This is a genomic window from Sporolactobacillus sp. KGMB 08714, assembly GCF_036598985.1.
Classification (GTDB): domain Bacteria; phylum Bacillota; class Bacilli; order Bacillales; family Sporolactobacillaceae; genus Sporolactobacillus.
The window spans coordinates 112,192-132,916 of sequence record NZ_JAUUBW010000034.1; the positions used below are offsets into that span (position 1 = coordinate 112,192).

The 20,725-nt window shown below is 47.5% G+C and carries 21 protein-coding genes; 17 read left to right on the forward strand and 4 right to left on the reverse strand.

Going from position 1 to position 20,725, the window contains the following annotated elements; all coding sequences use genetic code 11:
* Positions 1–59 precede the first annotated feature (59 nt).
* From sirA to acnA, 11 genes are all read left to right on the forward strand, one after another.
* Positions 60–542 carry a sporulation inhibitor of replication protein SirA gene (gene sirA, locus Q6A92_RS14665; protein ID WP_274400737.1) on the forward strand — a complete coding sequence of 161 codons (483 nt, stop codon included), beginning with the start codon at positions 60–62 and terminating at the stop codon, positions 540–542.
* A 36-nt stretch (positions 543–578) separates the two neighbouring features.
* Entirely contained in the window at positions 579–800 is a 222-nt protein-coding gene (locus tag Q6A92_RS14670) for a YneF family protein (RefSeq protein ID WP_443029733.1), read from the forward strand.
* 191 nt (positions 801–991) lie between these two features.
* On the forward strand, positions 992–1,732 hold the full coding sequence (locus Q6A92_RS14675) for a tyrosine-type recombinase/integrase (RefSeq protein WP_332238552.1): 741 nt from the start codon (positions 992–994) through the stop codon (positions 1,730–1,732).
* A 12-nt stretch (positions 1,733–1,744) separates the two neighbouring features.
* Positions 1,745–2,104: a hypothetical protein gene (locus Q6A92_RS14680; protein WP_332238553.1), complete on the forward strand. Its 360-nt coding sequence runs from the start codon at positions 1,745–1,747 to the stop codon at positions 2,102–2,104.
* A 1,019-nt stretch (positions 2,105–3,123) separates the two neighbouring features.
* Entirely contained in the window at positions 3,124–4,065 is a 942-nt protein-coding gene (locus Q6A92_RS14685) for a Gfo/Idh/MocA family protein (RefSeq protein ID WP_332238554.1), read from the forward strand.
* 87 nt (positions 4,066–4,152) lie between these two features.
* Entirely contained in the window at positions 4,153–4,629 is a 477-nt protein-coding gene (locus Q6A92_RS14690) for a CcdC family protein (RefSeq protein WP_332238587.1), read from the forward strand.
* A 56-nt stretch (positions 4,630–4,685) separates the two neighbouring features.
* Positions 4,686–5,528, forward strand: coding sequence for a DUF72 domain-containing protein (locus Q6A92_RS14695; protein ID WP_332238555.1), 843 nt, complete (start codon positions 4,686–4,688; stop codon positions 5,526–5,528).
* 104 nt (positions 5,529–5,632) lie between these two features.
* Entirely contained in the window at positions 5,633–6,808 is a 1,176-nt protein-coding gene (gene nagA, locus Q6A92_RS14700) for an N-acetylglucosamine-6-phosphate deacetylase (RefSeq protein ID WP_332238556.1), read from the forward strand.
* Positions 6,805–7,554, forward strand: coding sequence for a glucosamine-6-phosphate deaminase (gene nagB, locus Q6A92_RS14705; protein WP_332238557.1), 750 nt, complete (start codon positions 6,805–6,807; stop codon positions 7,552–7,554). The genes nagA and nagB overlap by 4 nt, the downstream gene beginning before the upstream one ends.
* A complete protein-coding gene (locus Q6A92_RS14710; RefSeq protein ID WP_332238558.1) occupies positions 7,554–8,282 on the forward strand; it encodes a GntR family transcriptional regulator in 729 nt (242 codons plus the stop codon). The genes nagB and Q6A92_RS14710 overlap by 1 nt, the downstream gene beginning before the upstream one ends.
* A gap of 315 nt (positions 8,283–8,597) precedes the next feature.
* Positions 8,598–11,339, forward strand: a complete 2,742-nt coding sequence (gene acnA, locus Q6A92_RS14715; RefSeq protein ID WP_332238559.1) for an aconitate hydratase AcnA — start codon at positions 8,598–8,600, stop codon at positions 11,337–11,339.
* Between the two features lie 275 nt (positions 11,340–11,614).
* Here acnA and Q6A92_RS14720 read toward each other — a convergent pair whose 3' ends face one another.
* Positions 11,615–12,985 carry a dipeptidase gene (locus tag Q6A92_RS14720; RefSeq protein WP_332238560.1) on the reverse strand — a complete coding sequence of 457 codons (1,371 nt, stop codon included), beginning with the start codon at positions 12,983–12,985 and terminating at the stop codon, positions 11,615–11,617.
* A 207-nt stretch (positions 12,986–13,192) separates the two neighbouring features.
* On the opposite strand from Q6A92_RS14720, the gene Q6A92_RS14725 reads away from it, so the two are divergent.
* The 4 genes from Q6A92_RS14725 (at position 13,193) to dat (ending at position 15,883) form a co-directional block, all read left to right on the forward strand.
* Positions 13,193–13,312, forward strand: coding sequence for an FbpB family small basic protein (locus Q6A92_RS14725; protein WP_274400723.1), 120 nt, complete (start codon positions 13,193–13,195; stop codon positions 13,310–13,312).
* 297 nt (positions 13,313–13,609) lie between these two features.
* Entirely contained in the window at positions 13,610–14,131 is a 522-nt protein-coding gene (locus Q6A92_RS14730) for a GrpB family protein (protein WP_274400721.1), read from the forward strand.
* A gap of 51 nt (positions 14,132–14,182) precedes the next feature.
* Positions 14,183–14,917 (forward strand): SGNH/GDSL hydrolase family protein, encoded by a 735-nt coding sequence (locus Q6A92_RS14735; protein WP_274400719.1) that lies wholly within the window; start codon positions 14,183–14,185, stop codon positions 14,915–14,917.
* Between the two features lie 108 nt (positions 14,918–15,025).
* Entirely contained in the window at positions 15,026–15,883 is an 858-nt protein-coding gene (dat, locus tag Q6A92_RS14740; protein WP_332238561.1) for a D-amino-acid transaminase, read from the forward strand.
* 119 nt (positions 15,884–16,002) lie between these two features.
* Here the strand turns inward: dat and zwf are convergent, their stop codons facing one another.
* Complete coding sequence (zwf, locus tag Q6A92_RS14745; RefSeq protein ID WP_332238562.1) at positions 16,003–17,475, reverse strand: glucose-6-phosphate dehydrogenase; 1,473 nt, start codon at positions 17,473–17,475, stop codon at positions 16,003–16,005.
* Positions 17,476–17,852: 377 nt separating this feature from the next.
* On the opposite strand from zwf, the gene Q6A92_RS14750 reads away from it, so the two are divergent.
* Both Q6A92_RS14750 and Q6A92_RS14755 read left to right on the forward strand, forming a co-directional pair.
* Positions 17,853–19,304 (forward strand): DEAD/DEAH box helicase, encoded by a 1,452-nt coding sequence (locus Q6A92_RS14750; protein WP_274400713.1) that lies wholly within the window; start codon positions 17,853–17,855, stop codon positions 19,302–19,304.
* 219 nt (positions 19,305–19,523) lie between these two features.
* Positions 19,524–19,751: an IDEAL domain-containing protein gene (locus tag Q6A92_RS14755; RefSeq protein WP_274400711.1), complete on the forward strand. Its 228-nt coding sequence runs from the start codon at positions 19,524–19,526 to the stop codon at positions 19,749–19,751.
* Between the two features lie 197 nt (positions 19,752–19,948).
* Here the strand turns inward: Q6A92_RS14755 and Q6A92_RS14760 are convergent, their stop codons facing one another.
* The gene (locus Q6A92_RS14760) at positions 19,949–20,197 is read right to left on the reverse strand and encodes an EamA family transporter (RefSeq protein ID WP_332238563.1); all 249 of its coding nucleotides are present in this window, start codon (positions 20,195–20,197) and stop codon (positions 19,949–19,951) included.
* Positions 20,198–20,236: 39 nt separating this feature from the next.
* On the reverse strand, positions 20,237–20,662 hold the full coding sequence (locus Q6A92_RS14765; RefSeq protein ID WP_332238564.1) for a reverse transcriptase-like protein: 426 nt from the start codon (positions 20,660–20,662) through the stop codon (positions 20,237–20,239).
* Between the last annotated feature and the right edge of the window lie 63 nt (positions 20,663–20,725).

Sequence of the window (20,725 nt, forward strand, 5' to 3'; positions counted from 1 at the left end):
TGTCTGATCGTTTTTTTCCTCAGGACAGAGGCAGACATACTGCATGAGGAGGAGGGCGAATGCGCAGTTACCACATTTACCTGATTAAAGACAATATCGCAAAACATTATTTCGGTCAGGAAGAAAAGCTGTTTCAATTATTTAAGGATTTCCGTTCTGCACGGGATAAGCATATGAAGGAAGTGTTGTACAGACAGATTCGTTTTGTTTCTCATCAACTGGATGCCGGCAAGTTCAAAACGCTGCTGCAAACGGCTTGCAAACTCATGACGGACTATACATATGAAGATCCGATTCATTATTTGAAAAGCAAAAGACCGTTTAGCGAGGCCACACTGGAACTTCAGGGCCGGGAACTGAAAATGACGTCGCAAGGAACCTCAGACATGGAAGTGACTTTTTTTGAAATTTTGCGGAAGCTGGACGGACATTTTTTGGCGGTGAATTTCCAAGCGAGACAATGCGCCTGGCTCAATCCTATAAAAAATGCAGATTTCCTCCAAAGTAAGGTTGACCTGATTTCACGCGATAGTGTACACTGAGGTATGGATATTTGACACAAGGAGGAAACAGGGCACATGCTGTGGCTATACATACTAGTGGGCGCTGTCTGCCTGGCCGCCGGATTGGTTCTCGGCTTTTTCATTGCCCGGAGATACATGCTGAGCTATTTGAAGAAGAATCCGCCGATCAACGAACAGATGCTTCGCGTGATGATGACCCAAATGGGCCAGCATCCGTCGCAAAAGAAAATCAATCAGATGATGAAAGCGATCAATAACCAAATGAATAATAAATGAGGGACCGCAACACGCGGCGTCTGTTCATCAACCGGCGGATTTTCTTTTTATAGCAGGGAATTTTAAAAACGCTGATTGGGACTGGCTGAATGATTCATCTCGCTTAAACATCTATTGGTTCATTTATTATCAGCGTCCTTTACCACTCCAATTTTCGCATGGATTAGGCGAAAAAATAGGGGTGGTTTTTCATGCGCTACAGTTTGAAGTCTATCAGCAAAGAATATTTAGCAACCTGTCAATCACGCGGCTACACGGAAAAAACGATGACTAACAAAATTTTCTACATCAAAAAGATCATCGCCTATCTGAATACCAAGAGGGGTATTCAGTACGCCGATCAAGTTACAACGGAAGACCTCAACTCTTACATTTACCTCAGAAAAACGGATGGGAAAAACACAGCCCAGTCCATCAAATGTATTTATGTCTGCCTTCATGCCTTTTTCAACTGGATGACCAGCCCCAAAAACAACTATCTGAAAACAAACCCGCTCGATCCGATTGGCTCACCTAAAGTTCCGAAAAAAATCATTTACGCTTTTTCAACGGATGAAGTCCGGAGAATGATTAACGCTTACGGGAAAACAACGTTCACCGGAATGCGCAACCGCTGCATGATCTCGATGATGGCCGACACAGGAATGCGAGCCATTGAAATTCGCCGGATCCGTCTTTCTAATATTCGAAACGACATCATTTTCGTACTAGGCAAAGGCAATAAAGAACGAGTTGTCCCGAACAGTCCCTCACTGAAAAGAACAGTGGTTCAGTATGAGCGAGTCAAGAAAGATTATGTCAAGCATTTAATGTTTCCCACCAAGGATTATTACTTTTTAAATTACCGAGGGGAACAGCTCACGCATACGGGAACCGACTGGATGCGGTCAACGCAACCGCCGGCATCTTCTGGGGACATCTTGAACTTGTAACGGCCGGCGTGCATGAAAAAAGTCAACTGGCCTAACGCTGCTAAAAACTGCATCGTTTTTCACAAGGGGAAAATGAAAATAAATATTAATCAGGCGATTCAATATATCAATAATAAAATTTCAAAGCCTGATGTTTTCGCTATAAATATAGTGAATGAAGTTTTGGTAAAAAATAGAATAAGTTGCAGAAAATCTAGAAAAGCATCGATATTTTATTATTTTTTATGCTCCCGCCTTATCGGAACGTGTAACCGGGAGGGAACTATTGAGTTTTTTCTGTTTTCTAAGCGTTTTTTTATCTATAATTTAGGGGAAGGATCAAATATGGAATCTGCATTTAAAAAGTTGATTAGTCAGCTAGTTGGGAAGTGACTTAAATCTATAGTTTCATGCTTTTATCTTTAATTTACTTTGCTAATTATCTTATTTTATCTTTGATTATTACGGTGTCATTTTATATTTTTAATGAAAAATACCGGAAAAAGTTTCGGGAGATGTCTAGCCAACAGTTTCATGCTGTTGTTATTTATGATCTGCTGTGCGGTTTTTTTATCTCTTCATTCATTGCCGGATTAGTCTATCTTTTTTAAAATTTATGGGTGATGTGGACTGCTGGAACGAAACAAAATTTATAATATAGATTGTTTGCTAGATATGTCAATAATGGTTTTTCTGAGCAGCGCAGCTGCTTCTTATATTATTTCTTATTTCATCACAGGGAATGCGCTTCTGCTTTACGGGCCATTTCAGTCTGGATTTTTAATAGAGTTCCATCGCTCATTTTAAAGCTTTTTCCTATTATCTGTCGGCAATGACTTCATACCACCGAGAAGGCCGTTAATTGATTCCAGGCTGCTGAAAAAATTCTTTTAACTATGTCATATTGATCGTCGTAGCGAGATGAACGGCAGAAAATTGAAGCCATTTAGCATAAATCTATCGAATGTCGTATAAAGTTTAATAGCCGCAGTTTTAATAGCCGGCAGTTCATTTGAGGGAGTGATCATATGATCGTTAATGTTTCAGCATGGAGAAGGCTGACAAAAAAACAGAGATATCTTATGATTGTCGGGCTGTACACCCTGCAGCACGGGGATAAGAAAAGAAAGCAGGATCGACGGCCTTTCAGGTGATTCATTTTATAGACATCTGCAGAATCAATGGTATGGTTTTGTTATTCAGTGATTGCCTGTCTGCTTTGCCGGATGCCTTGCTGACGGCCCGGCGGTGTTTGCTGTTTAAAAGGATACATTATATAATAGATGGAAACAGTGAATGGCTGAGTGAAATAGTTTCCCCCTATTTAAATATATAGGGGGGATTTCATTGCCCGGCTGTTTTTTTCCGAAGCAGAGGAAACGGATTGTTTTTAGCGGAAGGCTGAAAAACAGATGGGAGCGATGATTGTGCTTAAGATTGGGATTATCGGGATTGGATCGATTGCGAAGAAGGCCTATCTTCCGATTTATGCCGGGCTGAGCGGAGTGGAATGTCATTTTTGTACAAGAAATCGAGAGACGCTGGAACAGATCCGGGCCGGTTACCGCTGGAACCATTTTTATCAAAATCCTGATCAATTAATTGAAAGCGGTGTCGAGGCTGTATTTGTCCATGCCGCGACCCCGGCGCATCCGATGATTATTGAGAAAATGCTGAACCATGGTATTTCCGTCTATACGGACAAACCGATCGCCGAAGATTACGAGACGGCCAAAAAACTGACGGAGATTGCTGAAAATAAAAAAGTGCTCCTGATGACCGGGTTCAATCGCCGTTTTGCACCTTATAATCTTGAAGCATCTGCAATTCCCGAGAAATCGATGATTGTGTATCAAAAGAATCGGGTCAATGATCCGAAAGATATCCGGGCGTTCATTTTCGATGATTTCATTCATGTGGTCGATACGGTCCGTTTTCTTCTGGGAAGACCCATTGATACTCTGACGGTTCATGCAATAAAAAACCGGGAGGGGCTCTATACGGAACTTTCCGTTGTTTTTCATGCCGGCCGTCAATTGGCAGTAGCGATCATGAGCAGAAAAAGCGGTGCCAATCAGGAAATCCTTCAAGTGATGTCACCGCAGGGCGAATACGTTGTTCGCGATCTGTCTTCTATCGAGAGGATTCAGGGAGCGGACACGACGATCAGGCATTTTGGCGACTGGACGCCCATGCTTTATAAACGCGGCTTTGAACAAATTGTCGATGCTTTTCTGAAAGCGGTAGCTGGGGGCGGGGAAGAACCCATAGCCAAAGCAGATGCGCTTGAGACGCATCGCATCTGTGAGAAAATCATTCAGATAATTAACGGAAGCAATGAAGCATCGAAATGAGCGGCAGACGGGCGGAACATTTTTCTTCACAGGCCGGGTCCGGTATAATGGGATTATAAAATTTCTGAAGCCGGGAAGGTGAGTCAAATAGCTGCAGGCATCGGATTATTAATAGGCATTCTGATAGCAGGTTCCGTGATTGTGATCCGGCTGAAGGCGTCCAAGAAACCGACGAATGCCAAAAAGATATTGCTTCCTCCGCTTTTTATGTCGACGGGATTTCTGATGTTTGCTGAACAGAGCACATGGATTCCCTACTGGGAGGCGATCATCGCCTTTCTGATCGGGACCTTCTTTTCATTGTTTCTTATTAAAACGTCGAAATTTGAACGGCACAGCGGTGATGTTTATCTGAAGCGTTCTAAAGCCTTTGCACTGATTTTAGTTGGGCTGCTGGCGGTTCGGACAGTCATGAAACTTTTTCTTGAGCAGAGTGTCAGTCTTCCGCAGACCGCCTCGTTTTTCTTTATTCTTGCTTTCGGTATGATCTTGCCGTGGCGCATAACCATGTACATCATGTATCGAAGACTGTCGAGAGAACAAGGAATCGAGTCAAATGCGTGAGCAGAAGCCCCCGTTTTTAACGGGGGTTTCACTTTGACAGAAGGGAGTGAAGGGCAATGATCAGAATCGGTCTGACAGGATGGGGCGATCATCCTAGCCTGTACGATCCGGAAGCACAGGCGTCAAGGCTTGAAAGCTACAGCAGTTATTTTCCGATTGTTGAATGCGACAGTTCCTTTTATGCGATTCTACCAGAAAAAAATTATGTAAACTGGATTAAAGAAACCCCCGAAAATTTCCAATTTATCATTAAAGCCTATCAGGGATTGACCGGACACTTGCGCGGCAAGACGGCTTTCAAAAATATCGGTGAGATGTTTGACGCTTTCCGAAAATCAATTGATCCGATGCTGCGGTCGGGGAAATGTGCAATGATTTTATTTCAATATCCGCCATGGTTCAACTGCTCGGGGAAAAACATCGACAAGCTCAGATATACGAAACAGAAAATGAGCGGGATTCCTGTTGCCTTGGAGTTTCGCAACCCAAGCTGGTTTTCAGCGGGGATGAAAGAGAAAACATTGAAGTTCGCTGAAAGAGAAGGATGGATTTACACCGTATGCGACGAACCGCAGACCGAGACCGGCTCCATTCCGATTGTGCCAGCCGCCTGGGGAAACCGGGTTCTTGTTCGTATGCACGGGCGCAATGAGGCGGGATGGCAGAATCACGGCCCGAACCGGCGTAAGCTCCGCTGCCTTTACCGCTATAATCGAGCGGAACTCGAGGAATGGAAATCGCGGCTTATTAATCTCGAAAAAAAAGCAAATAATGTTTATGTCCTGTTTAACAACGACTCCGGCGGAGACGCTGCAGATAACGGGAGGCAAATGATCCGTTTGCTCGGGATCAGCTACCCGGGGCTTGCACAGAAACAGCTTGATCTTTTTGAGCCGTAAGAACGATTCGGATGCGGCAGGGTAAAGATATAAATTTTTGTCTAGTTGTCTAGACATTGAGTGGGCAATGGTGATAAAATAAAAGAAAAAGGAGAGCGAAAAAAATGGCGAAAAGAGTTGCTGGCTGTTCCATCTATTCTGAACATGACTGGATCAAAGACGGAAGCCTGGCATTTGATGATGGGAAAATTATTTCCGTCGGCCGGTCGCTGAGTGTCAGTGAAGATGAGACTTTCCATTTTCCGTCGGAATATAAGTGTATTCCAGGAATGATCGATATGCACATTCACGGTGCCAACGGAGCGGACACAATGGACGCGACTCCGGAAGCGCTGCGCACGATCGCTGAGACGCTTCCCAAAGAAGCGACCACTTCATTTTTAGCAACGACGATCACACAGTCAAAAGAGGCGATTGAAGCGGCACTGAAAAATGCAGCGGGTGCGATCGGCCATCAAAAAGCGGGGGAAGCAGAAATACTCGGGATTCATTTAGAGGGGCCGTTCATCAGCAGTGAGAAAGCAGGGGCACAGCCGATCGAGTACATTACGGAACCCGATCTTGCCTGTTTTGACAAGTGGCAGAAATTGACGGGCGGTAAAATCAGGGAAGTCACGCTGGCGCCTGAAGTTAAAGACGGCCTTGCCCTAATCCGTCATCTTGCCGATCAGGGCGTTGTTGCGTCAATCGGGCACAGCAACGGCACCGCTGAGGACGTGCTCAAAGCGATTGATGCAGGGGCAACACAGGTGACGCATGTTTATAACGGTATGAGAGGCATGCATCATCGTGAGCCGGGCATCCTCGGCGGCGCGCTGCTGCATCACGAACTTTACACCGAACTGATTGCCGACGGCCGCCATGTTTGCCAGGGCATGGTCAATCTGGCGTATAAATTGAAAGGCAGCGACCGGATGATTCTGATTACAGATGCAATGCGGGCCAAATGTCTGAAGAACGGCATTTATGATCTGGGCGGGCAGGAAGTGCACGTTAAAGACGGACTCGCTCTCCTTGCTTCGGGAACTATTGCCGGGAGTGTCCTGAAAATGGATCAGGCTTTAAGAAACATGCTGTCCTTCACCGATGCGACCCTTGAAGATATTGTTCAGATGGGAGCAATCAATCCGGCGATTCAGTGCGGTGTATTTGATCGCAAGGGATCGCTTGAACCGGGCAAAGATGCGGATTTTATTATTCTGGATGGGGACAATCAATTAGTGATGACTGTTTGCCGGGGCACAGTATCATATCAAAGAGAAGGGACTGTCGGAATGTGAAAATAGTATCTGCAGCCAATAAAGAAGAAATGAGCCGTAAAGCGGCTCAAATAATCCTTGATCTTATTCATGTAAAACCTTCCGCCATACTCGGACTCGCGACCGGGAGCACTCCGGAAGGAACCTATCGCTTTTTGGCCGATGACCGCCGCAAAAACGGGACCGATTATCAGAAAGTCCGCACGGTCAATCTGGATGAATACGCAGGGCTGAAGCCGGAAGATCCGAACAGCTATCATGCCTATATGGAAAGCCATTTTTTCAGATATGTGAATATCCCTTCCAATCAGCATTTTCTTCCCAATGGAACAGCTGATTCATTGGATGAGGGATGCAAAGCCTATGACCGCCTGATTGAACGCCTGGGCGGCGTCGACCTTCAGCTGCTCGGCATCGGCAGGAACGGACATATAGGATTTAATGAACCCGGTACGCCGTTCGATGCCGGCACGCATGTCGTTAAATTGACAGAATCGACGCGTCAGGCCAATGCACGTTTCTTCGGCAGTATACAGGAAGTTCCGGAAAAGGCGATAACCATGGGCATCGGCACGATTTTGAGAAGCAAAGCCATTCTTCTGCTGGCTTCAGGCCCAAGTAAAGCCGAAGCAATCGCCAAGCTGCTGAGCGCAACGGCACCGGATACGGATTTTCCGGCCTCCGCGCTGCTTCGCCATCCGAATGTCACGGTGATCGCCGATACCGACGCCATGTCTCTCGCAAATACAAAGGCAGGGAGCCTTTAATGTTTGACCGGCGTTCACCGGTCCCGATGTACTATCAGATTGAAAAATACATCGAGGATTTGATCGAAAACAAAAATCTGAAACAGGGAGACCGGATCCCTTCCGAGCATGAATTGACGGAACAGTTTCAGGTTTCAAGAATGACTGTTCGCCAGGCTGTCATGGATCTGGTCAATGCCGGCATCCTGATGCGCAGGAAGGGCAAAGGAACCTTCGTATCCGGGCAGCGAAAGATCGAAAAATCGCTGAATGGATTGAACGGTTTTACGGAAGATATGATCAATCGGGGAATGAAACCGGACAGCCGGCTTCTCGATTTTCAAAAAATGCGGCCGCCTGCCCCTGTACGCAAACGACTTTCGCTTGAGGACGAAGAAGAGGTTTATGCCATTAAAAGAACCCGCCTTGCCGACGATCTGCCAATGGCCATTGAAACGACGTTTATTCCCGCCGCTCTGGTTCCGAATCTGAGCAGCGGAGCGTCTAATCAGTCTCTGTACGATTACATCGAAAAAAAATACGGGCTGATTCTCGACCATGCGGACCAGTCGCTGGAAGCCGCGCTTGTGACTGCGGAGGAAGCGGCGATCCTCGAAGTTCCCAAAGGGTCTCCGGTGCTGCTGATCGAACGCTGCTCCTATCTGGCAGGAGGGAAAGCCTTGGAATATACACGGTCTCTTTACCGTGCCGACCGTTACAAGTTTATGATCCGCCTGCCGCGGAAATGAAAGCGGATGTAAAGGAAGGTAACGGAAATAGAAGCTACACTTAAGATCGGCCCCTGGCTTTTACCGGCAGTCGGTGAATGAGGAAAAAACAGCTATGAATCCGTATCGCCATACGGTTTTCGGCTGTTTTTATTTTGTCTGAAATCCGGAGTTGTAAGACGATGGCGAGTGAAAAGGAATATGAGGGGAGCAAGGTTCTTCTTAATAAGAAAAACTTATCGTTTCGAATAATATAATAAAAATTTACTTATTTAAAAAATTCACTTAAGATAAGAATAAGCACAGTTATATGAAGAGTTCAGAGAGGGTGACAAGATGGCAGCAGTGACAGAGAAAAAAACGGCAGGATCGAAAGATTTATTCAACGCCCGCCGAACGTTTTCAAGCAGTGGAAAGACCTATTACTTTTACAAACTGGATGTATTGGATCAATTCGGGAAGATTGAACGTTTGCCTTATTCGATTAAGGTTCTATTGGAAGCGCTTTTACGTCAGTGCGACGGGACGGTCATTAAAAAGGAGCATGTTGAAAATCTTGCCAAGTGGGGAACGGCTCAGCTGAATAAAAATATCGACGTTCCGTTCAATCCGGCCCGTATTATTTTACAGGATTTCACCGGAGTTCCGGCCGTTGTCGATCTGGCTTCACTGAGAAAAGCAATGGCTGACCTCGGCGGCGATCCGGAAAAAATCAATCCGGAAAAACCGGTGGATCTTGTGGTTGACCATTCGGTTCAGGTCGATCGCTTTGGTACGAACAATGCATTGAAATTCAATATGGAACGGGAATTCGAAAGAAACGGGGAACGCTACAGATTTCTTAAATGGGCGCAGAAATCATTTGAAAATTTCCGGGCAGTTCCGCCGGCTACCGGCATTGTGCATCAGGTTAACCTCGAATATCTGGCGTCGGTTGTTCGCACTGCAACGGAAGAAGGAGGCAGTCTGGTTGCTTTTCCGGATACTCTGGTCGGAACGGACTCGCATACAACGATGATTAATGGAATCGGCGTCCTCGGCTGGGGTGTGGGCGGTATTGAGGCTGAAGCCGGCATGCTCGGCCAGCCATCCTATTTTCCCGTTCCGGATGTTATCGGCATCCGGCTGACCGGGAGCCTGCCCGAAGGAACCACGGCGACGGATCTTGCATTAAGAGTGACCCAGCTGCTTCGTGAAGAGAGCGTCGTCGGCAAATTCGTTGAGTTTTTCGGTCCGAGCCTTTCGCATATGTCGCTTGCGGACCGGGCGACCATTTCGAATATGTCTCCTGAGAACGGGGCGACGTCGACTTTCTTTCCGGTGGATCAGGTCACGCTCGATTATCTCAGACTGACGGGGCGCCCCGAAGAACAGGTGAAGCTTGTTGAAGATTATTGCAAGGCAAATGGTTTGTTCTACACACCGTCTGCAAAAGATCCGAATTTTACCAAGGTCATCGATCTGGACCTCTCGGAAGTACAGCCGTCCCTGGCCGGCCCCAAACGTCCTCAGGATAGAATTCAGCTGACAAAATTGAAAGATGAATTCGAAGCCTCGCTAACGCGCGTAGCGGGCAATCATGGATTCGGACTTGGTGCGGACGAGATTCAGAAGGAAACGGCAGTCGACTATCCGGACGGAAGCCAAGCTGCTCTGAAAACCGGTGCCGTTGTGATCGCGGCCATCACCAGCTGTACAAATACAAGCAATCCGAGCGTGATGATCGGAGCCGGCCTTGTTGCCAAAAAAGCTGTTGAAAGGGGCCTTAAGGTTCCCAGCTATGTTAAAACAAGTCTGGCGCCGGGATCGAAAGTGGTTACGGATTATCTGGCTGAGGCGGGACTGACGCCTTATCTTGAGAAACTGGGCTTTAATGTCGTCGGCTATGGCTGCACGACATGTATCGGAAATTCGGGACCTCTTCCCGAAGAAGTCGAGAAGGCAATTATCGATCGCGATATGACGGTTTCAGCGGTTCTTTCCGGCAACCGCAACTTTGAAGGGCGGATTCATCCGCTGATCCGGGCCAATTATCTGGCTTCACCTCCGCTGGTTGTTGCGTTTGCGCTGGCCGGTACTGTTCATTTCGATATGATGCACGATTCTTTCGGGAAAGACAAAGACGGCCATGATGTGTATTTTAAAGATATCTGGCCGTCCCGTGATGAAATTGCGGAAGTCATGAACCGGTCCGTGAGTCCGGAAATGTTTAAGAAAGAGTATTCCCGGGTGTTCAGCGAAAATGAGCGCTGGAATGCCATTCAGACGAGCGAAGGCGAGCTGTACGAATGGGATCCGGATTCAACCTATATTCAGAACCCGCCGTTCTTTGAAAATCTGTCTGCCGATCTGAATGAAATCAGGCCGCTTGAGAATCTGCGCGTCATCGGGAAGTTCGGGGATTCCGTCACGACGGACCACATATCGCCGGCAGGAGCCATTGCGCAGAAAAGCCCGGCGGGACAGTATCTGCTCGGGAAGGGCGTCAAACGTTATGATTTTAACTCGTACGGTTCCCGGCGCGGCAATCATGAGGTCATGATGCGCGGGACGTTTGCAAATGTCCGGATCCGCAATCAGGTTGCTCCCGGAACGGAAGGCGGCTATACAACGTATTGGCCGACGGGAGAAGTGATGGCAATATATGACGCGGCGATGAAATATAAACAGGACGGAACCGGACTGATCGTCTTAGCAGGAAACGATTACGGAATGGGCAGTTCGCGGGACTGGGCCGCTAAAGGCACAAATCTTCTCGGTATTAAAGCCGTCATTGCGCAGAGCTTTGAACGGATTCACCGCAGCAATCTCGTCATGATGGGCGTCCTGCCGCTGCAATTCAAAGAAGGGAAAAGCGCCGATTCGCTGGGCCTGACCGGGAAAGAGTCGATCACGATCAGCCTGGATGAAAAGGTCAGACCCGGACAGACCATTCAGGCAAAGGCAGTTGCTGAGGACGGTCAGGTCATTCCTTTCCAGGTGGTTGTCCGTTTCGACAGCGAGGTTGAAATTGATTATTATCGCAACGGCGGAATTTTGCAGACCGTTTTGCGCCGGAAGCTGAAGGAGCATGAATAATTTTTCCCGGCATGTATGTTTTTTACGTGAACGGGCAAGATATTGGATGAAGAAGATGACGGTTGTTTTTAGGGATTCGAACGGTTAATCGGAGGAGAGGATTCCATTGAAAAGGTCAACTTATTCGATGCTTCCTTGTCGTCTTTGCAAAAAGCGTCTTCGAACTTCAGTCGCAAGACCTAAATCGGCTTGATCAGTCTTCTTCATTTAAAAGGGCTGTCCTTTAAGGACAGCCCTTTTTAATACGCATAACCGGAATGAAAGGCAAAGATCCTTTACATCTGCCGGGGAAGCAAATAAAGAAAATCGACCAGAGCTCTCAGGCCGCGATCAAAATTGACAAGGTGAAAATGTTCATTGGGTGCGTGAAAATTTTCACTGTCCAGTCCGAAGCCCATGAGCACGGGCGCCAGTCCGAGCTTATCATGAAAGGTGTTGACAATCGGTACGGATCCGCCCTGACGTGAAAAAACCGGCTTAATCCGAAAGGCATTTTTAAGGGCGGCGTCAGCCGCCTTTAGAGCCGGATGATCGAGCGGCATGATAAAAGGTTCTGCATGATCCATCAGAGCGACATCCAGTTTAACGCCGGCCGGGAGGTGCTTTTCGAGATGCTTTTTCAGCAGGCGGCCGATCGCTTCAGGATTCTGATCGGGAACGAGCCGGCAGGTGATCTTGGCTGTTGCAGCCGAAGGAATGACCGTTTTCAATCCTTCTCCCTGGAATCCGCCGAAAAGGCCGTTCAGTTCAAGCGTCGGACGCGTCCAGATCCGGGCAACCGTCGAATAGCCTTCTTCACCGTAAAGGGCGTCGACATCAAGCTGTTTCATCAAAGCCCGATCATCCGACAGTTTCGCGCACGTTGCCCGTTCTTCTTTGCTTAACGGCCGGACCTTTTCATAAAAACCGTCCACCGACACTTTGCCTTTCTGATCATGCAGCGAAGCAAGAAGCGCGACCATCGCATGCAAAGCATTCTGAACCGCTCCGCCGTATACGCCTGAATGCAGGTCGCCGTTTGCGCCTTTTAACCGCACCTCCAGGCCGCAGAGCCCGCGCAGGCCGTAACAGACCGCCGGCTGATCCGGTCTGACCATCGTCGTATCCGAGACAAGCAGCACATCGGCTTTTAAAAGATCGAGATGCGCATCGACAAAATGATTGAGATGCGCGCTGCCGATCTCTTCTTCGCCTTCAAAACAGAATTTAATGTTCACGGGCAGTTCTTTTTTGACGTCAAGAATGGACTCGGCCATCTTGGCGAGCATGAAGACCTGTCCCTTATCATCGCTGCAGTCGCGTGCATAAATGATATTGTCCTTAATCACCGGCCTGAACGGATCGGTTTTCCATTCGCCTATCGGATCGACCGGCTGGACATCGTAATGTCCGTAAACAAGAACAGTCGGCTTTCCGGCCGCTTTCAGATAATCTCCGTAGACAACCGGGTGCCCCTCCGTTTCCATGATCCGGACGTGCTCCACGCCCCCGCTTTTCAGATCGCCGGCCAGCCATTCCGCTGTTCTTCTTACATCGCCCTTATGCGTTGAATCCGAACTGATGCTTGGAATAGCCAGAAAATCGGTCATCTGTTGCAAATAAAGAGCGCGATTTTTTTCCAAATAGGCATAAATCTGTTCGTTCATAAAAAAACCCTCCCAGCAGTGAACTGACTTCTCTATTGTAGCAGACGATTTGCAGTGTGAAAAAAGAAATACCGGCCTTGAAAAGGTTTAATAAATAAAATACAGGGAAAAATAAAAATATAATATAGTATTCACACATTTCGAGAAAAGTATGTTTAAAGCTTTATCATGAACATGTAAAATGAATAGGGAAGGTGGGGAAAAGCAATGAAAAGAAAAAATACATTTAAAGATCTCGTTCTGAAAAATAAGTCTGAAATTCTTCAAAACGAAAAGGCACTGGAAAAGATTGAAGAAAAAATTGATCGAAGGCATGTCTTGAAATAAAGACAACCGAAAGGAAGCAGCTTTATAAACCTTTTAAAGGTGAAGAGCCGGAAAGAAATCAGCAGATTGATTTCTTTCCGGCTCTTTTTTGCGCGGAATGGTTCGGCTATAGAAACGATTCTTTCAACCGCGGGGAATTGATCCACATCGCTTTTTCAATTTCGGATAAGCTGCCGGAATCGTCATATTTTAAAATAAATCATGCTCAGACGGCCGGCCCTATGCTAAAATGGTATCGATTCGAATTTTATGTCGATAAAGTAAAAAATCTCGCAGTATTAGGGGAGAGATCAGATCATGCGACATGTTGTCGTTGTGCCGTTCCGGGATGAGTGGAAACGGACATATGAAAAGGAAGCCGGGCGGCTTTCGCACACGCTGCATCCTTTAATCACGGCTGTTCACCATATCGGCGGTACCGCTGTGCCGGGCATGGCTGCACAACCGACCATTGATCTGCTTGCGGAGGTCGGCGATCTTAATGAGGTCGATAAAAAGAACGAGGCCATGGCGAAGATCGGATACCGGGCTTTCGGAGAACACGGCATCAGGGGCCGACGCTATTTTTGCAAAACGGATGCCGAGGATAATCACCTTGCCCATGTTCACATATTTTCAGCAGGTTCAGAAGAAGTGATCCGCCACCTTGCTTTCCGTGATTATCTGGCGTCTCATGAAGAGGATGCAGACTTCTACGGCCGACTGAAACTGGAGCTCGCGGCCCAGTTTCCGTATGACATAGAGAGCTATCGTATCGGGAAAAACGCAGCTGCTGAGAAAATTGAAAATCTGGCCTTGCAATGGTGGTATAGTGAATAAAGAGAAGAGGGGTTAGAGGGGTGCTGAATCATTAAGAAGATTGTTGTACTTATGGTCGTACTTCTGGCATTGATTTCCATAGGAAGCTACGGAATTTATCGCTATACAGGGCAGAGAACGGCTCCGCAGCACAAAAAAACGCAAATGCTGTCTTACCGGATCACAGCTCTTGGCGATTCGCTGACTCAAGGAGTCGGCAGCGGGACAAGCAACGGCTACGTCGGATTGGCGGCAGCGTCCCTCAAGAGCCAAAAGAATGTGAAATCGGTCTCATTTAAGGATTTCGGACATATCGGGGATACATCGGGGGATTTGTTAAAGGTTTTGAAACGGCCGGATGTTAAAGAAAATATCAGACAATCGAATACGATATTTCTGACGATCGGGGGCAATGATCTCGTTCGGGTGCTCAGGGATCATTTCATGGATCTGCAGACCCGTGATTTTTTAGCCCGGCAAAAAACATTTTCTGCAAATCTTAATGAAATTTTTACGGAAATACGTCAGCTGAATCCTTCTGCTCCCATATTTTTCTTCGGTTTATACAATCCGTTTGAAAGTTATCTCGGCAGCGCAAACCGGGATTTTGTCCCCATTCTTAATCAATGGAATAATAACAGCCGGACGATTGCCGGGAAGTTCCATCGCATTTTTTTCATCCCGACTTTCGACATTTTCCACGGCAAGGGCCAGTCCCTTCTGTACGAGGATCACTTTCACCCGAATAAAGAGGGCTATATCAAGCTGTCTTCCCGGCTGCTCCAGTTTATGAAAAAGGATTCATAACGCTTCAGGAACTTGATCCATCGGGAAAAGCGTTGTTTATTTTGAATATAAAGAATATACTATCCCTATAAGAAAGAATCTTATCATGCTGTGAGGAGGAATCGGGCTGTGGCGACGATTTTATATCAGGATCAATTTTTGCCGAGAGATCGGGGAAGGGTGGATATGGAGGACAGAGGCTATCAATTCGGCGACGGTATTTATGAAGCCATCAGAGTCTACGGCGGCCGTCTGTTCCTGCTTGATTTGCATATGAAACGGCTTGAAAGGAGCGCCGGGGAACTGAGACTTCAGCTGCCGTACAGCATCGGTCATTTGACGGACAATCTGCAGACGCTGATCGAAAAAAATAAGATTGACGACGGGCTGATTTATTTTCAAATCACGCGCGGAGCCGCTCCCCGCAAGCATCTGTTTCCGGAAGGGGCGGAGAGTGTGCTGACGGGATCCGCTATCAATCTGCCGCGTCGAAGTGCCCCGGGAGAAGCCGGAATAAAAGTAAGCCTGATCGATGACATCCGCTGGCTGCGCTGCGACATCAAAACGCTAAATCTTCTCGGCAATGTGCTTGCCAAACAGGAGGCGCACGAACAAGGTTCTGAAGAAGCAATTCTTCACAGGGGGAATACGGTCACCGAAGGATCGTCCTGCAATGTGTTCATTGTAAAAGAGGGGCGGCTGGTGACTCATCCCGCCGACCATTTTATTCTGAACGGCATTACACGCCTCTTTGTACTGGGTCTGGCGAAAAAGCTGAGCATCCCGGTCGAGGAACGGCTCTTTTCAACGGAGGAGCTTTTCTCTGCCGATGAAGTCTTCATTACGAGTACCGGTGCCGAGGTAACACCGGTTGTCCGGATCGACAATCAGCTGATTGCCGGAGGCCGGCCGGGTGCGGTTGCCAGACGGCTGATCGATGCGTTTAACGAGGAAGTCGCCCGGATCAGAACAGCGGCTCTGTCCTGAACCAGCGGATGCAACTCTGTTTCCGCTTTTCCGGCGATGAATATGAAAAGTGGAGGTTTACCGTTCACGGAGCCCATCGACCCGGAACGTTAAACCTCCAATTAGTTTCTTAAGTCCGTTTACACAGTTGTTGTCAGCGGCCACCAGTGAAAGCCGTCTCTCGCCAGAAGCTGATCCGCCGAGGCGGGACCCATCGACCCGGCTTCATAGTGATCAAGCGGCAGTTGTTTTTCCGACCAGGCAGCAACGATTGAATCCATCAGCGACCAAGAATAGGCTACTTCATCCCAGCGGGTGAAATTTGTCGAGTCGCCCTTCAGACAATCTGCCAGCAGCCGTTCATAGGCATCGGGCGTATTGCCTTCATTCGCACAATTATTGCAGAATTTCATCGTGATCGGCATCGTATTTCCTGTTTCGTTAAACTGTTTCACGTTCAGTTTCAGCGACAGACCCTCATCGGGCTGAACATGGACCACGAGAAGATTGGGTGCGGCGTCATTTAGATGGTAAAAATATGGATTTTTCGGATTATCCTTAAATTGAATCACAATTTCCGTGGATTTTGCGCTCATTCGTTTCCCCGTCCGGATATAAAAGGGGACGCCGGACCAACGATAATTATCGATAAAAAAGCGGGCGGCGACAAATGTTTCCGTGTTCGAATTTTTATCGATTTTTTCTTCATCGCGATAGGCGGGCACCTTAGTCCCGTCCGCCAGGACGCCGCCTGTATACTGTCCGCGGACTACCTGGTTGAAAATATTTTCGGCGGATGCGTGCCGGATCGATTGAATGACCTTAACCTTTTCGTACCGGGTTTCTTCTGTTTCAAAACGGCTCGGCGGCTCCATGGCCGTCAGCGCGATCATCTGCATAATGTGATTCTGGACCATGTCCAGAAGGGCGCCGGTCTGGTCGTAATAACTTGCCCGTTCGCCCACACCGAGTGTTTCGCTTAATGTGATCTGCACATTGGAAATATAACGGTGGTTCCAGACGGATTCAAAGATCGGGTTTGCGAATCGCAGGCTTTCGATATTCTGGATCATTTCTTTTCCGAGATAGTGATCGATTCTGTAGATTTCTTTTTCATCAAAAACCTGAAGCAGGTCGTTATTCAGCTTTTTTGCCGACGCAAAATCATGCCCGAAAGGTTTTTCGATAATGACATGTTTCCATCCCGATGTCTCGGTTAAACCGGCATTCTTCAGATGTTTTGCCGCCAGCCCGAAAAAACGCGGTGCGAGGGACAGATAAAAGATTCTGTTCCCCTTTAATCCGTATTGCCCGTCAAGCCGGTCGCTCAGCTCTTTCAGCGTACTGAAATTTTCAGGACGCTCGATGTCAAGCGGAAGATAGTAAAAGCGATCGAGAAAGCTGCTGCGGTCTTCGGACGACTTCGGCAGCGTTTGGTTGATCAAATCCCGGTAGGATTCGTCGGTATGCGGACGCCTTGCCAGTCCGATCACGGCAAAATCCTGATTTTTTTTATACAGCTGGTAGAAAGCCGGATAAAGTTTTCGCCGGGCCAGATCACCGGTAGCACCGAACATGAAAATAAGCGTCGGCTGTTTCTGTGTCTCCATCATTGAAAGTGTCCCTCATTCCTCTTTCAGAATTATGCCCCGTCATCACACGTATCAATGTGTTGTGTTACACATTAATATACCATGATATACCGGATTATTAAATAATCCTGCTTGAGATCCGCAGTGAAGCCGATCATTCCTTTTTAATAAAAGGTTTAACAAAAGGAAATATCCTAATTCGTTGCATTTCATTTCTGTACATGTTATGGTGAAACTATGTGTTTAGGCAATCATAAGGATGGAAGAGGTTTGCTTTTGAAAATGAAGATCATGTTTGCTCAATTCTTGGTAGGCATTTTCCGTCCACTATCGCGGAGGATGCCTAATCATTTCTAAAATAAAACTGAATGCATTATAAAAGGAGACTTTATTGTTTAATGAAATTTTCAGAACTTGAAGTGAGTGAAGAAATAAAGAAAGCGACGGACAGGATGGGATTTACGGAAATGACCCCCATCCAGGAACAGGCGATTCCAGTGGCTAAGACCGGTGTCGATCTGATTGGACAGGCACAGACGGGAACGGGTAAAACGACGGCATTCGGCATCCCGTTGATCGAATCTGCAGATCCCTCCGACCATGAGATTCAAGGCGTTGTCATCACACCGACCCGTGAGCTTGCTGTTCAGAACGCTCAGGAATTAAACGCACTCGGCTACTATAAGAAAGTCAGGACAGTGGCGATTTACGGAGGTCAGGACATCCAACGACAAATCCGCGATTTGAAAAGACGTCCCAGCATTATTTCCGCAACGCCGGGCCGTCTGCTCGATCACATCAAACGCCATACCATTCATCTCGACCAGATTAAAATCATCGTTCTTGATGAAGCTGATGAAATGCTGAATATGGGATTTATTGACGATATTCATGAAATTCTTGAAAAAACGCCCGAAGGACGGCAGACGCTGCTTTTTTCAGCAACGATGCCGCGCCCGATTCAGGCTCTTGCCGAAAAGTTTATGCACAATCCTAAAAAAGTCCAGATCAAAGCGAAAACATTAACGGTTTCTTTGACTGAGCAAATTTATGTAAAGGTGAAGGAATCGGAGAAATTTGATATATTGACCCGCTTTCTCGATATTCAGATGCCTGAGCGCGCCATTGTGTTCGGACGGACAAAACGCAGGGTGGACGAACTGATGCGTGCTCTTCAGAAACGGGGATATGAAGCGGAAGGGATTCACGGCGACCTGACGCAATCCAAACGGGATCTTGTGCTCCGCCGTTTCAAGCAGAACGAAGTCAAACTGCTGGTTGCCACAGATGTTGCTGCCCGCGGTCTTGATATCAGCAATGTGACGCACGTCTACAATTTTGATCTTCCCCAGGATCCTGAAAGCTATGTCCACCGCATCGGCCGTACCGGCCGTGCCGGCAAGACGGGTCTGGCGCTGACGTTCATTACGCCGAGTGAATTCCCGCATTTACGATCGATCGAGCGTTTAACGAAACAGCCGATGAAACAGGTCAGCGCCCCCAGCTATGAAGAAGCACTTGCGGGACAGCAGAAAGTAGCTGTGGATACATTGCGCAGCTCTCTTGAGAAGGACAATTACCACGCATATGAGGCCAAGGCAATGGAGCTGCTGTCCGACAATGACGCAGAAGACGTGGTTGCCGCTGCTTTGAAGGTCCTGACAAAAGAACCGGATACGACACCGGTACGCCTGACCCGTGAAGCACCGCTGATGGTTAAAAGGAGCAGCCATCATTCTCAGCAGCACGGCGGCAGAAGCAAAAGCTTTTACAGCCGTCCGCGGGAATTTGAGCGGCGGCAGAACAGCGGCTACCGCGGCAGAGGCAGACAACGTTCTCAGCACTTTTGAAAATGAAGAAAAACGGGCCTAAACGGCCGCTGCTGTTAAGAAAATAATATGGATAAAAAGGAGAAGGAGCAGGTTTGCTCCTCCTTCTTTTTGTTTTAAGAAAGCAGAAAACCCCTTTATCTAAATAATTGGAAAAGTTAGTGGGAAATAATTGAAAATGGTTGTAACTTTCAGATAAATAGTGTAGAATGGTTAAAAGTGCAAAGGGGGGCAATGAAGATGAACAACGATCACTCTTTCCAGCAGAATACAAAAGCGCTTGTTCTTTATAAAGAACAGCAGGCGAAAGTCTCAGTTGTCGAAATGTATGCCCAAATGATCCTGGATGAAATGGAATTTAATCAAAAAATTAAGCAGCTTCAGTCCGCGATTGATGCAAGCCTTGATTCTAGGGATAAAGCACAGTTTATGAAATTAACGAAGGAATATAAGGCATTGAAGCGCTGATTGATGGCGCAGACTTGAGTCATAGATTAAAAAAACTTCCGTCTGAACAAACCGATACGGGGAAACAGCGGAAGTCAAGCCGGGGATATAAAAGGGCGTCTCACCAGCCGATTTTTCGACGATGAGACGCTCTGTTTCGTTATATAGGCGTTGAATTGGATCTCATATGCCGGCCGGCGCTTTGAATCGGCCAGGACTTAGCGCGGCCGCTCGGCCAGCGGCATGCCGGCAAGTATCAGGATACAGCCCGCCCGTTCGCTTTTTCCCGGCTGCTCATGCTGGATCAGGGCGGAAGCCGACAGTGCAAAGAGCGGTTCCATCGTGAAGATAATTCCGACATGGGTTGCGGGTGTCGCTTTCTGCAGCTCGGTCTGCAGCAGGAAAGAAGAATGCCATAAATAAAATAACGGCCTGGACATCAGGAGCTGCCAGTTGACGAAAATCAAAGATCCGACTGCCGTCTGCGGCAAGTATCCGCTTGAGAGTCATTGATGATCGCACTCTCGATCCGGAGAAACTTGCTGTTCGCGGATGGCAAGACGTGCAAGGGAATCCGCATTGACATTCTGCCGGTCAGGAATCCATTTGCAGAAAAAAAGATCGAATTGTTTGATCAGTTCGAGTGCTTCCCGCAGATAACGGTTATAAATATCTTTCTTGACGTACCGTTTTTCCAACGACTGATTGACCAATTGTGAATCGGTTCGGAAAGAAACGGAAAGGTAGCCCCGCTTAAGGCAGAAACGGAGTGCCGCTACCAGTGCCGCAAACTCCGCTTCATGGTTGCTTGACAGAATGCCAAGCGGAAACGTCTGTCTTTCTTCGCGCCCGCCGTTCAATTTTATGTACAGTCCTCCTCCGGCAAGCCCGGGATTTCCGCTTGCCGCCCCGTCGAATGAAACTTCAATCAATCACTGCCACCCCGCTTATTCGCTTTATGTGATAACACTAGCATACATCAAGAACCGCATTGA

Coding starts and splice junctions, on each gene's coding strand:
- sirA (WP_274400737.1), top strand. CDS start 60: ATGCGCAGTTACCACATTTACCTGATTAAAGACAATATCGCAAAACAT.
- Q6A92_RS14670 (WP_443029733.1), top strand. CDS start 579: ATGCTGTGGCTATACATACTAGTGGGCGCTGTCTGCCTGGCCGCCGGA.
- Q6A92_RS14675 (WP_332238552.1), top strand. CDS start 992: ATGCGCTACAGTTTGAAGTCTATCAGCAAAGAATATTTAGCAACCTGT.
- Q6A92_RS14680 (WP_332238553.1), top strand. CDS start 1,745: ATGAAAAAAGTCAACTGGCCTAACGCTGCTAAAAACTGCATCGTTTTT.
- Q6A92_RS14685 (WP_332238554.1), top strand. CDS start 3,124: ATGGGAGCGATGATTGTGCTTAAGATTGGGATTATCGGGATTGGATCG.
- Q6A92_RS14695 (WP_332238555.1), top strand. CDS start 4,686: ATGATCAGAATCGGTCTGACAGGATGGGGCGATCATCCTAGCCTGTAC.
- nagA (WP_332238556.1), top strand. CDS start 5,633: ATGGCGAAAAGAGTTGCTGGCTGTTCCATCTATTCTGAACATGACTGG.
- Q6A92_RS14710 (WP_332238558.1), top strand. CDS start 7,554: ATGTTTGACCGGCGTTCACCGGTCCCGATGTACTATCAGATTGAAAAA.
- acnA (WP_332238559.1), top strand. CDS start 8,598: ATGGCAGCAGTGACAGAGAAAAAAACGGCAGGATCGAAAGATTTATTC.
- Q6A92_RS14720 (WP_332238560.1), bottom strand. CDS start 12,985: ATGAACGAACAGATTTATGCCTATTTGGAAAAAAATCGCGCTCTTTAT.
- Q6A92_RS14725 (WP_274400723.1), top strand. CDS start 13,193: ATGAAAAGAAAAAATACATTTAAAGATCTCGTTCTGAAAAATAAGTCT.
- Q6A92_RS14730 (WP_274400721.1), top strand. CDS start 13,610: ATGCGACATGTTGTCGTTGTGCCGTTCCGGGATGAGTGGAAACGGACA.
- Q6A92_RS14735 (WP_274400719.1), top strand. CDS start 14,183: ATGGTCGTACTTCTGGCATTGATTTCCATAGGAAGCTACGGAATTTAT.
- zwf (WP_332238562.1), bottom strand. CDS start 17,475: ATGATGGAGACACAGAAACAGCCGACGCTTATTTTCATGTTCGGTGCT.
- Q6A92_RS14750 (WP_274400713.1), top strand. CDS start 17,853: ATGAAATTTTCAGAACTTGAAGTGAGTGAAGAAATAAAGAAAGCGACG.
- Q6A92_RS14755 (WP_274400711.1), top strand. CDS start 19,524: ATGAACAACGATCACTCTTTCCAGCAGAATACAAAAGCGCTTGTTCTT.